10 protein-coding genes are annotated in these 11772 nt (G+C 54.9%); 9 read left to right on the top strand and 1 reads right to left on the bottom strand.

Annotation, left to right across the window (positions count from 1 at the left end; all coding sequences use genetic code 11):
- Window position 1 precedes the first annotated feature (1 nt).
- Complete coding sequence (gene modB, locus KKW20_RS15220; RefSeq protein WP_214568766.1) at window positions 2-697, top strand: molybdate ABC transporter permease subunit; 696 nt, start codon at window positions 2-4, stop codon at window positions 695-697.
- Window positions 694-1782 (top strand): molybdenum ABC transporter ATP-binding protein, encoded by a 1089-nt coding sequence (gene modC / locus KKW20_RS15225; RefSeq protein ID WP_214568767.1) that lies wholly within the window; start codon window positions 694-696, stop codon window positions 1780-1782. The genes modB and modC overlap by 4 nt, the downstream gene beginning before the upstream one ends.
- 60 nt (window positions 1783-1842) lie before the next feature.
- On the opposite strand, the gene KKW20_RS15230 is transcribed toward modC, so the two are convergent.
- Window positions 1843-3381: a sulfatase-like hydrolase/transferase gene (locus KKW20_RS15230; RefSeq protein WP_214568768.1), complete on the bottom strand. Its 1539-nt coding sequence runs from the start codon at window positions 3379-3381 to the stop codon at window positions 1843-1845.
- Window positions 3382-3568: 187 nt separating this feature from the next.
- Here KKW20_RS15230 and KKW20_RS15235 point away from each other — a divergent pair, with 187 nt between their 5' ends.
- The 7 genes from KKW20_RS15235 to KKW20_RS15265 all read left to right on the top strand — a co-directional run bounded on the left by KKW20_RS15235 (window position 3569) and on the right by KKW20_RS15265 (window position 11768).
- Window positions 3569-4354, top strand: a complete 786-nt coding sequence (locus tag KKW20_RS15235) for a DeoR/GlpR family DNA-binding transcription regulator (RefSeq protein WP_343207602.1) — start codon at window positions 3569-3571, stop codon at window positions 4352-4354.
- Between the two features lie 73 nt (window positions 4355-4427).
- A complete protein-coding gene (locus KKW20_RS15240; protein WP_214568769.1) occupies window positions 4428-6107 on the top strand; it encodes a Na/Pi cotransporter family protein in 1680 nt (559 codons plus the stop codon).
- Between the two features lie 42 nt (window positions 6108-6149).
- Window positions 6150-6989, top strand: a complete 840-nt coding sequence (locus tag KKW20_RS15245) for an EamA family transporter (RefSeq protein WP_214568770.1) — start codon at window positions 6150-6152, stop codon at window positions 6987-6989.
- Between the two features lie 299 nt (window positions 6990-7288).
- Window positions 7289-8422: an extracellular solute-binding protein gene (locus KKW20_RS15250; protein WP_214568771.1), complete on the top strand. Its 1134-nt coding sequence runs from the start codon at window positions 7289-7291 to the stop codon at window positions 8420-8422.
- Between the two features lie 120 nt (window positions 8423-8542).
- On the top strand, window positions 8543-9655 hold the full coding sequence (locus tag KKW20_RS15255) for an ABC transporter ATP-binding protein (RefSeq protein WP_214568772.1): 1113 nt from the start codon (window positions 8543-8545) through the stop codon (window positions 9653-9655).
- A gap of 11 nt (window positions 9656-9666) precedes the next feature.
- Complete coding sequence (locus tag KKW20_RS15260; protein ID WP_214568773.1) at window positions 9667-10587, top strand: ABC transporter permease; 921 nt, start codon at window positions 9667-9669, stop codon at window positions 10585-10587.
- Window positions 10587-11768, top strand: a complete 1182-nt coding sequence (locus KKW20_RS15265; protein WP_214568801.1) for an ABC transporter permease — start codon at window positions 10587-10589, stop codon at window positions 11766-11768. The genes KKW20_RS15260 and KKW20_RS15265 overlap by 1 nt, the downstream gene beginning before the upstream one ends.
- Window positions 11769-11772: the final 4 nt, after the last annotated feature.

Consider the following 11772-nt stretch of genomic DNA (forward strand, 5'->3'; position numbering starts at 1 on the left):
CGTGGATTGGTTGGGCCCCGAGGAATGGCAGGCCGTGCGCCTTTCGCTGAAAGTTGCGTTTTGGGCGACGGTATTTTCCCTGCCTCCGGGCATTTTGGTAGCCCATCTTTTGGCGCGGGGTGAGTTTGCGGGGAAGCAGGTCCTGAACGGTTTGGTGCATCTGCCACTGGTCCTGCCGCCTGTTGTAACCGGGTATCTGTTGCTGGTGGGCTTTGGTCCCAACGGCCCACTTGGCGCGCCCCTTTCTGTGCTTGGGATAAGCTTTGCGTTTCGGTGGAGCGGGGCTGCCCTGGCCGCCGCAATCATGGGTTTTCCGCTTATGGTTCGTGCTATCCGCCTGTCGATCGAAACGGTGGATCCAAAACTTGAACAAGCAGCTGCCACATTGGGGGCCTCTCGGTTCTGGGTTTTTGCCACAGTCACTTTACCGATGATCTTGCCCGGTATTCTGGCCGGGGCCATCCTCGCTTTTGCTAAAGCGATGGGCGAATTTGGTGCGACCATCACGTTTGTGTCCAATATCCCGGGGCAAACCCAGACACTTCCATCCGCGATCTATTCCTTTTTGCAGGTGCCGGGCGGGGAAGGGGCGGCCCTTCGGCTGGTTGTCGTGTCGATTATGATTGCGATGACGGCACTGATCACCTCTGAAATATTGGCGCGAAAACTCAGCAAGCGGATCGGGGGTGGGTCATGATCGATGTGACATTGCGCCACCAATTCGGGGAAACAAATCTGGATGTCCGCTTTGACGCCCCCGCGGGATTGACCGTGCTTTACGGGGCGTCGGGGTCTGGCAAAACCAGTGTGATCAATGCGGTGGCCGGATTGCTGCACCCTGATCAGGGGCGCGTGGTCGTGGGTGGGAACGTGCTTGGTGACACGGCGCAAAATATTTGGCTGCCGCCGCATAAGCGCGGCCTTGGGTATGTGTTTCAAGAAGCGCGCTTGTTTCCTCATCTGACCGTGCGCCAGAACCTTGCGTTTGGCGAATGGTTTGCCCGTGCGCGTGCGCCTGTTGCCAGCTTTGACCATGTGGTTGAGATGCTGGGTATTGGCCCATTGTTGTCACGCCGCCCCGGCACGTTGTCTGGCGGGGAAAAACAGCGCGTTGCGATTGGCCGCGCGTTGTTGGCGCGACCCAGATTGCTGTTGGCGGATGAGCCGCTGGCCGCCTTGGATGAGGCGCGCAAGGCCGAGATCCTCCCTTATTTTGAACGGTTGCGCGATGAGGTTGCGCTGCCGATCCTTTACGTCTGCCACGCCCCGGCCGAAGTGGCGCGCTTGGCGACAACAGTGGTTGCGTTGGACCACGGCAAGTTGATGCGCGTTGGGCCGGCCGAAGATGTGTTGGGTGACCCGAGTTTTTCCCCGCAAGGTCCACGCGCCGTGGGGGCCGTGTTGCACGCCACGATCGCGCGTCATCATGATGATGGGTTGACCGAACTGAATGCGGGCGGCGTGTCGTTGTTTGTTCCGCATATTCCCCACCCGGTCGGTCAAAACCTTCGGCTGCGGATCGCTGCACAAGACGTTATTCTGGCGCGTGACGTGCCAAAAGAAATGTCAGCCTTGAACGTGATGCCCGGACATGTGAATGACATTCGCCTCGGCGACGGGCCTGGCGCAATTGTCGCTTTGACCACGCCTGCTGGAAAAGTGCTTGCCCGTGTCACTCGCCGTTCGGCATTGGCTATGGGTCTGGCCGTCGGTCAGCCTATTTTTGCGATTGTTAAAACTGTGGCCATCGCCCCGCAAGATATTGGTGGTCCGCGTGCGTGAGTGCCATATCAGCGATACCAGCGTCAGATTTTTTGAGCAGACCCTATAGCCGGCTTTGGGTTACCTCTGGCGGCGGTGGGTTTTCGGCCCGGATGTGGTGATCGCATCCATCGAAAGTGTGTGATCCATATTTTGCATTCTGTGGCGCAACGTTGCTCGGGTGAGGCGGGTTAGATCTGGGACAAACGTCGAATCCTTGCTCACGTCTGCCATCTCACCTACGCCCTCGTGATCGAACAGCAATGGCGGCAAGCTTTCGGCCGCAAACTCGACCAATGTGAACCTGCTGTCGCGTAAGATCGACAGGTTGGAGGTGCTGGGATTTGTGCCCAGATCCACTTCCCAAACGGTCGGAGCGGTGGGGTCGGCGAAATCCAGTTCGGAAAAGGAATAACGCCGCCAAGTGTCAGGTACAGGTCCAGTCAAAAGTGGCAAAAGCGACCGCCCGTCCATCGCATTCGGTATCTCGTGGCCGACCCAGTCCAGAATGGTGGGGGTCAAGTCAATTGACTCGGTTGGCGCCGAGATGCGCGTCCCGGCCCGGTCATCATTTCCTGGCAACTTGATAATTAGGGGCGTGTGATAGGCCGCGTCATAGATTGAAAATTTGCCCCACAAGTGATGATCGCCCAGCATTTCGCCGTGATCTGCTGTAATGACAACCATGGTATTGTCATATTGCCCACTGTCTTTGAGAAATTGCAGGACGCGCCCGATGTGATGATCGACTTCTGTTGCGAGCCCCAGATACACAGCGCGCAAGGTTTGAATGGTCTCATCTGTCGCGGCAAGGTCATGAAAACCCACGATAAAGTCTCTGGCGCTGGCGGTTTTTTGCGCGGGGCCAAAAAAGGGATGCACCTCGGCGTCTTTTGTCGCGCTTGTGTGGCGCGTGGGCAAGGGCATGTCCCCGGGGGCATACATGTCATTATACGGGGCAGGGGCCACCAATGGGGGATGCGGGCGGATATACGTCAGATGTGCAAACCAGCTGTCCTCGGCATATGCAGGCATGATGGCCAGAAACTGATCTGTCAAAAATGCCGTGTCGCTATGTTCGGCCTTATAGAGTGCTGGGTCGTTCAGTTTTGGGGTGTCGCCGGTGGGGGAGTGCGGGCGATAAACCTCCCAATAATGCTCAAACTTATATCCGTGGTTTAAAAGGTGCGAGCGCCACGGGAATGACATTTCCATACGCATCTCAACCATCTCATGAAATCCCGCCATCGGGTATTCATAGGTCTGCATGGCGGGGTCTTTTGGATGATGCACGCGCGGATCAGCCGAGGTGTCGGTATAGCCAAACAGCATCGGCTCATAACCCGCCTTGCGCATTTCACCGGGCAGCGTGGGCGTGTCGTGGCGCAGCGGCGTGCCGTTTCGCACGGACCGATGGTTCATCGAATATTGCCCGGTTAGGATCGAGGCGCGGGAGGGTCCGCAAGGGTTGACCACCGAAAAATGCCGATCAAAGCTCACGGCGTCTTGCATGAAAGCGCGTAGGTTCGGCAGGTCGACATGATCAGCCAATGCACCGGCCAGACAGTCAGCACGCAATTGGTCAATGATGATGAAAAGCACGTTTTGCGTTTTGCCCATGGCGCAATTCCCCCTTGGCGTTAGATCCCTCATAGAAAATACGCTTCCTCTGGTCTAGTTGTATTTCACGAGTTTTGATGAATTTTCACCAATCACCCACATTTTGGTAGATAAATACATATTTTAGTTGCATTAATGTGGGTCTATGTGGAGTTATCACTGATAGTTTGACCGAAAGAGGCCCCGTGTGACCGATACCACCCATTCCCATCGCGAACTTGAACTGATGGATGCGCTGCGCCGTCTGGGTGGGTCCGCGCGATCTGCCGAACTTGCTAAATCACTGGATGTTTCAGAAGAGACCGTGCGCCGGGTGATTAAATCGCTTGCAAAGGCTGGCACGGTCGAACGTGTCCACGGCGGTGCATATCTGGTGGGGGGGGCAGGCGACCCCAGCTTTTTCAGCCGCCTTGCCCAGCACGCTGATGAAAAACGCCTGATCGCCAAAACGCTGTCGAAGCGCATCGAAGATGGGATGACGGTGTTTTTGGATGTCGGCTCAACCACCGCCTTTGTTGCAGAGAAGTTGCGCAAACATGCGGGGCTTACGGTGGTCACCAACTCGGTTGGCGTTGCGCAAACCCTGGTCAGTCACAATGGCAACCGCGTGCATTTTCTGGGCGGCGAAATGAAAAGCGATGAGCGCGGAACCTTTGGGTCCGTGACGGAACGCCATGCGCGCAGGTTTGCGTTTGATATTGCGGTGCTCAGCGTTGATGCGCTGTCAGAAAAGCGTGGGTTTTTGTTTTCCAAACCGGTGGAGGCGGCCCTGTCAGAAGTGGTCAGTGAATGCGCCGACCAGGTGTTGATTGGCTTGGACCACCACAAGTATTCCACTCAGGCTCCGCATTGTGGGGTTCACCCGACGCGGGTCAAGCAAGTGATTACAGATCAGGCGCCCGAGGGTGCGATGGCGACCGCCTTGTCAGATTGGGGCATCGAAGTGATCGTCGCAAAAGGCAACAAATCATGAGAAAGCTTACAGACCCAATGCAGCACGCAAGACAATCCAAACAAGTCGTGATGCCAAAGATGGTGCAGGGCTGATGGCAATTGTAAGCTTTTTGTTGAGCTTGGCCGGCGCCACAATGTTGTTGCTGTTTGCCGTTCGCATGGTGCGCACCGGGATTGAACGGAGCTTTGGCGCGTCTTTTCAGCGGATGATGACGGCCAAACGTGGCGCGTTGTCAAACTCCGCCGCGGGGGTGGGGCTTGCCATCGTCTTACAAAGCTCTGCAGCTGTGGCGCTTCTGGCGACGGGTTTTGTCACGGCCGGATATTTACAGTTTCCAGCCGCTTTGGCGATCGTTCTTGGCGGCGACTTGGGCTCGGCGCTGGTCATTCAAATCCTGTCTTTCCGGCTGGATTGGCTGGTGCCGGTGCTTTTGGCCGTTGGTGGCTATCTATTTGTGAAGGTCGAACAGCGCAAATTGCGACAGGCAGGGCGGATCCTGATGGGGATTGCGTTCATCTTGATTTCGCTTCGGTTTCTGCGTGAAGCGATGGATCCGATCCGCGACAGCGCGTTTTTACCTGCCATCGCAGACTATCTCGCGCAGGATTATCTGACGGCGTTTATTGTTGGCGGCGCGTTGGCATTCGTTATGCACTCGTCGGTTGCGGCGATCTTGATGTGTGTGACGCTGGTACAGATCGGGGCAATTCCTTTTTCCGCGGGTCTGTCACTGGTGTTGGGTGCAAATTTCGGCTCGGCCTTCATTCCGGTGTGGTTGACGCGAGATATGGATGTGGTGGCCCGCCGTGTCCCATACGCCAATCTGGCATTGCGTGGCGTGTGGGCGGTTGCGGCGCTGTTCATTGGCAACGTGTTTTTGCGCAGCGGTGCGTTGGCGCTGTCTGAAACGGGGCAAATGTTGGTGTTTGCCCATATCGCATTCAATGCTGTTTTGGTGTTGTTGGCCATTCCCTTCGGCTCTGGGTTGTCGCGAATGATGGCGCAATTTATGCCGGCCCCTCGGCTTCGCTCTGGGGGAAATGGCTTTGACGCGCGTCCGGCCTCGGCGCTTGATATTCACAATATCGGGTCGTCGGCACAAGCGCTCGCCAGTTTGAAGCAGGAATTGCTGCGTATGTCTGAACTGGTCGAGGTCATGTTTCGCCCTGCGCTGGATCTTTACCGCGACAATGATCTGGATCGCATCCGCGCCGTGCAGGCCTTGGATAAGGATGTGAATGCCTGCCTTGCAGGTATCCGGGAATTCGTCGCGGCCATGCCCACAGAAGAGTTCGGCCGCGATGCAACCAAGACCGCACGCGATATGATGGAATATGCAATTCGATTGGAAACCGCAGGGGATGTGGTGGCCAAACGGCTCTGTGTTTTGGCGCGAGATTTGCAGGGTACAGAGGCGCAGTTTTCGGCAGATGGTTGGTCCGAGCTTACACGTTTGCATGAATGCATCCTGAGCAATTTGAAACTGGCTTCAAATGTCTTGGTTTCAGATGATTTGGAAAGCGCGCGCATTCTGAGTTTGGAAAAGACCGAGGTAAAACGCGCAGAACGGCGCAGTCGCAAGCGGCACTTGAAACGGTTGCAAACCGGAATGGTAGAGAGCTTTGAAACGTCGGATATCCATCTTGAAACCCTGCGCGCCCTGCGTGAATTCAACAGCCATATCGCCGCTGTCGCCTATCCGTTGCTCTACAAACACGGGCAACTTTTGGAAACGCGCCTGATCGAAGACATGGATGCCGCTGACGACTAGCGGTCGCGAACGTAAACAAATGTTGCCATCTAAGGAATCCTCATGAGCCTCGGTATAGTCCTGATCATCCTCGCGGCGGCAATGTTGCATGCCATGTGGAATGCAATTGTGAAAACGGCGGGGGACCGCACGTTAACATTGGGCATCGTCGCGCTTGGGCACACCGTGCCCGGGGCCATAATGGTCGCCATTTTCCCGCTGCCCCCGACAGAGGCCTTTTTTTACATCGGACTGTCGACCATCATCCATTTTGGCTACTTTTATATGTTGGGGCAGGCATACCGGCATGGTGATCTGAGCGTGGTTTATCCGATTGCCCGTGGGATTGTGCCGGCGCTGGTTTCGTTGTGGGCGCTTTTATTTCTTGGCGAGGTGCTTCCCGCACAAGCCTGGTTTGGGATTGGATTGATTGCTGTGGGCATTCAAATCTCAAGCTGGTCAGCTTTGAGGCAAGGGGTGGGGCGCGCGGCTCTTGGGTTTGCACTGGCAACGGGGGTCTGTATCTCAGCCTATTCTTTGGTCGATGGGGTTGGGGTGCGCCTGTCGCGAAACACGCTGAGCTATTGGGCCTGGGGCGCGTTTCTACACCTGTTTATTGCTGGATTTATTGGCGTGCGACGCCGCGCTGACTTAGGCAGGCTTCCGGCAAAGACCTGGGTCTTGGGAATGGTCGGCGGTATGGTTTCGATGACGGCTTACGGATTGGTTCTTTACGCTAAAAACTTTGCACCATTGGGCGCGGTTTCGGCCCTTCGCGAAACATCGGTTATTTTTGCGGCGCTGATTGGGTTTTTTCTTTTGGGAGAGGGCAACTGGTTCCGCAGGCTTCTGGCTGCGGGCTTAATGGCGCTTGGCGTTGCGTTGATTGGCTTGGCGGTTTGAGCTGTCGGAAATTTATCCGCTCCCGTTGAAGAATGAAGTGATTTCGGCGTCATACGAATCGGTCTTTTTTCAAAGCCATTGTTGTTCGCAACGACTGTGCTTCTGCCACAAAATTGTGATGTTACTGTGTTAGAACGCTATTTCCTTGACCTACCCCCATCTAACGGGTGGAATGGTGAAGGCTAATCTAGGGCCAATTGGACCGAAAAAGGATTTTCAATTGGCGCTATTCCAAGTGCCGGAAATAGCCAACACTGCTGGCACGACATAAAAAAATAAAAATCCAACGGGAGTTTGTCATGACAACCAAGAAAAACTACAGCCGCCGTTCCGTGCTTAAGGGTGCGACAACGATGGGGGCTGCTGCCCTGGCGACGCCGCTTTATGTAAAAAGCGCGCTGGCCTCCTCGGGCGAAGTGAATATCCTGATGTGGTCGGACTATTTGCCACCAGAGTTCATCGCGGGTTTCGAAGCCGAAACAGGTATTAAAGTGAACCATACCGGGGTCGGATCCAACGAAGAGATCATCAACAAGATGAAAGCGACCAAAGGTCAAGGCTTTGACATTGTGTCGCCGACCAACATGCGGTCGCAACAATGGGAGCCGCTGGAGCTGCTGCAGCCGTTTGATCTGAACAAAATTGCTGTGGACAAAGTAAACCCGGCAATGTTGAAAATTGGTACCGATGCGTGGGATTTTGATGGCAAGGGGGCACATTGGCTGCCGCAAACCTGGGGCACCGAAGGCATTGCATATCGCACTGACAAATGGCTGCCGGCTGGCGACGCGCCAAGCTATGGCGATGTTTGGTCAGAAGAAAACGCGGGCAAAACCATGGGCCGTGCGCATTCGATGATGCTGGGTGCCGGTCTTTACATGGAAGCCTCTGGCGCAATGGAGCCGGGTTCTGTCTGGGCCGCCTATAAAGACCAAGAAACCATGCGTAAAGTTTGGGGTCAGATCGCCGATTGGTGCATCGAACGCAAATCGCGCATTAAACTGATCTGGAACGATGCGGATACGCAGAAAAATGGTCTGCTGAATGAAGGTGTTGTTGTTGGCCAAACCTGGGATGGTCCGCCACTTGCGCTGAAATCTGCGGGTGAGCCTGTGCATTACCAAGCCCCTGTTGAGGGTGCCTTGGCGTGGGTTGATGGCATGGCCATCCCAACCGGCGCGCAGAACATTGATCAGATCTATGCGTTTGTTGATTACTCGTTCCGTGCCGAAACTGCGGGCAAAGCGTCGGCTGTGCATGGGTATAATTCGGCCGTTCTTGGCGCCGAGGCCTTTTCGGGTGACAACTTCAAAAAGAACTTCGCCGAGGCTTACCCAGGTGACAGCCTTGCGAACCTGAACCCATGGCCAGCAGAAGCCCCATGGTATGCGGACATTCGGACGGAATTCGTCAACAAGTTCAAAAGCGCTTAACGCGTAAACCGTGACCCTGCAAAACACGCGGGGTCACGGATCTCAACCAATTGAAACAGGCGCATATTGGCCTCTCATGCGAGGGGACGGGGAAGATGTGCGTCGATAAGGAGAAACCATATGAGTGCCGGTGTAGGCGTCGATCTAGAAAATCTGTGGATCCGCTTTGGGGATTTTGTCGCCGTGCGCGATGCAAATGTGAACATCAAAGGGGGCGATTTCTTTTCGTTCCTTGGGCCGTCGGGCTGTGGGAAAACCACAATCTTGCGGGCGGTGTCCGGGTTTCTAGAACCATCCGAGGGCAATGTGCTGATCGGTGGAAACAACATGAAAGGCATTGGGCCAAACAAGCGCCCAACAGCTTTGATCTTTCAAAACTTAGCGCTTTTCCCGCTGATGAAGGTTTGGGAAAACATCACCTTTTCGATGGAGATTGCGGGCGCATCAGCCCGTGACCGTCGTAAGCGCGCGGATGAGCTTCTGGATATGATTGCGCTTTCGGGGCAAGGCGACAAACTGCCGAGCGAGCTTTCGGGCGGGCAACGCCAACGTGTTGCCATCGCGCGTGCGCTTTGTGCGGAACCTGACGTGCTGCTTTTGGATGAGCCGCTGTCCGCGCTTGATCTTAAGCTGCGTCAGCACATGCGCACCGAACTTCGTGAAATCCAGAAACGGGTTGGCATTACGTTCATCTATATCACGCACGACCAAGGCGAAGCGCTGACCATGTCGGACGACATCGCAGTGATGCGTGCGGGGGTGATTGATCAGATCGGTGATGGCAAGGCCATTTACAACGACCCTGCCACGGCATTTGCGGCCAGCTTTGTGGGCGAAAACAACGTGTTCCGCGGTAAGGTCAGTAAGCTTAGCGGCAATGAAGCACTGATTTCCACCAACCGCTCGGGCGATTTGCTTGCGCGGATTTCAACGGCCAACCATGGCAAGTTGAAGGTCGGGGATGATGCAATGATGTTCATTCGCCCCGAGGCGCTTTCACTGGCAACCAGCGGGTCGACAGGGGATAATTTTGTGACCGCGAAAGTCACCCACGAAGAATTTGAAGGCAATACTTTCAATATCTTCACCGAAGGGGACGGCGGTAAGGAAATCAAGGTCTCCATTCCAAATCTGGGCCAATCGTTCGACGATCACACCGGCCAGCCGATCACGCTTGAATATGAAGCGTCAAACGCTGTTGTTGTGCCCGCGGGCGAATTGGCAAACGAGTAGGGGGGGACAAAATGCCTGGCTTCCTCAAGGAGTATTATAAACGCAACGGCACCATGATGGGGTCGGTGATGTTGGGTCTGGTCTTGTTTTGGACCGTGGGCCTGATCATCCTGCCTCAGCTGTCGATGCTCGACTTTTCGTTCCGGCCAAACCTGCCACCCCCTGAGATCGGTGGACCCAAGGATATCTATACGCTGGAGAATTATAAGTACCTGATTTTCGGCCCAGAAGGGGGCGGTCAGGATTACAATGCGGTTGATTTGGCGGTGTTTTATCGCACGCTGGTTGCGGCGATCTTTGTGACGTTGTTTAACCTGCTGTTGTGTTATCCAATCGCCTATTATCTGGGTCAAAACAAAGGCAATCACATCCGCATCTTTGCGCTGATGCTGATTATTCCCTATTGGATCAACGAGATCCTGCGGGCGTTTGCCTTGCGGATTATCTTTGGCGAAACCGGGGTGCTCAACACACTTTTGGTGGGGACAGGGATCTTTGACACGCCATTTGATTTCATCCGAAACGACATCGCGCTGTATGCGGGTCTTGGCTATGCCTACATCCTTTTGATGATCTTTCCGATCTACAATGTGATCGAAAGTCTTGATCACAATCAGATTGAAGCGGCCCGAGATCTTGGTGCGCCGTGGTGGCGGATCCATTGGCGGGTGGTCATCCCCTATGCAAAACCGGGGATCTCTTCGGGGTGTACTATGGTGTTCATGCTGTCTGCGGGTGCGTTGGCTGCTCCGCAAATCCTTGGCGGCCCGTCGTCGCTTTGGTTCACGCAGTTGATCTATCAACAGTTCAACGACAATTCGGATTGGCCACAAGGTGCGGCCTACGCGATTGTCCTTCTGGTCACCTGTATCTTGCTGGTTCTGGCGGTGATGCGCCTGTTTAAAGTGAACATGGGGGATATTGGCAAATGATGACATCTGACAAAATCATCCGTGTCAGCATTTGGGTCTATCTGGCGATCTTTTTCGCTTATCTCCTCGGACCGCTGCTGATCATGTCATTGACCGCCTTTAACTCGCCAGGTTTTCCACGAGCTACCCCGTGGGAGTGTCTGACCTTTGACTGGTTCTCGGCCTTGTTTCAGGATGAACGTATTCTGAACGGGATTAAAAACTCGGTCTTGGTTGGGATTGGGACAATTATCCTGTCTGTCTCGATGGGGCTGGCGGGGGCGTTGATGCTCACCCAAATTTGGCCGAAACTGCGTGCGACCTACTACACGATTATCATTGCACCGATCCTTATTCCCGGTGTGGTGATCGGGATTTCAACCCTGGTGTTCTGGGATCGTGTCAATCGCATGTTAGGCCTTGGGGCGGACAGCTTCCTGTCAAACGGGCTGTTTCTGACCATCATCGGCCAGTCCACCTTTATCGCCAGCTACTGTATGCTGGTGTTGGTGGCGCGGCTTCAGCGGTATGATATGACGCTGACCGAAGCGGCCTTGGATCTTGGGGCAACCCATGCTCAAGCGTTCCGTAAGGTGTTGTTTCCGTTCATGATGCCCGCGATTGCATCCGCCAGTGTGTTGGCATTTCTCGCCTCGTTTGAGAACTACAACACCACAACCTTCACCTTTGGCGAGTACCCAACGCTGACCATCGAACTGGCGCAAAAAGTGCGCTACGGCATCACGCCGGCGATCTCGGCTTTGGCGTTCATGATCGTGATCCTCACCGTCTTTGCGGCCCTCTTCAACGAGGCAAATATCAAGCGCAAAGAAATGGTGGCAGAGGCACGTAAGGACGCAACCGTTGGGGAATTGGCAGGCAAAATCGAAGTGCCCGGGATCTTGTCCCGCAACACGCCGGCCATGCTGTTGATCCTTTTGCTGGTTGTGACCGTTTCGGTGATCGGGTCGTCGTTTGTCTATAGTCCAAACCAGTGCATCGCAGATGTGCATGAACAAAAACGGATTGAGACCGAGTTGCGGATCCAACAACTGCGCGATCAACGTGCAAAGGATGCGGCGGAAAAGGCGGCTAAAGAAGGGGCTGCCCCTGTCCAAAAGCAGACTGCACCTAAGGCCGGGAACAATTCCGGGTTTGGTGGGGTGTTTGCTCCGAGCACGCTAGACAACAGCGATAATTAAAGAC

This window comes from Aliiroseovarius lamellibrachiae, assembly GCF_018599245.1.
Taxonomy (GTDB): Bacteria; Pseudomonadota; Alphaproteobacteria; order Rhodobacterales; family Rhodobacteraceae; genus Aliiroseovarius; species Aliiroseovarius lamellibrachiae.

Excerpts from the sequence above, each read along its gene's own strand:
- KKW20_RS15250 (WP_214568771.1), top strand. The coding sequence starts at position 7,289 with ATGACAACCAAGAAAAACTACAGCCGCCGTTCCGTGCTTAAGGGTGCG.
- modC (WP_214568767.1), top strand. The coding sequence starts at position 694 with ATGATCGATGTGACATTGCGCCACCAATTCGGGGAAACAAATCTGGAT.
- KKW20_RS15260 (WP_214568773.1), top strand. The coding sequence starts at position 9,667 with ATGCCTGGCTTCCTCAAGGAGTATTATAAACGCAACGGCACCATGATG.
- KKW20_RS15245 (WP_214568770.1), top strand. The coding sequence starts at position 6,150 with ATGAGCCTCGGTATAGTCCTGATCATCCTCGCGGCGGCAATGTTGCAT.
- KKW20_RS15265 (WP_214568801.1), top strand. The coding sequence starts at position 10,587 with ATGACATCTGACAAAATCATCCGTGTCAGCATTTGGGTCTATCTGGCG.
- KKW20_RS15255 (WP_214568772.1), top strand. The coding sequence starts at position 8,543 with ATGAGTGCCGGTGTAGGCGTCGATCTAGAAAATCTGTGGATCCGCTTT.
- KKW20_RS15230 (WP_214568768.1), bottom strand. The coding sequence starts at position 3,381 with ATGGGCAAAACGCAAAACGTGCTTTTCATCATCATTGACCAATTGCGT.
- KKW20_RS15240 (WP_214568769.1), top strand. The coding sequence starts at position 4,428 with ATGGCAATTGTAAGCTTTTTGTTGAGCTTGGCCGGCGCCACAATGTTG.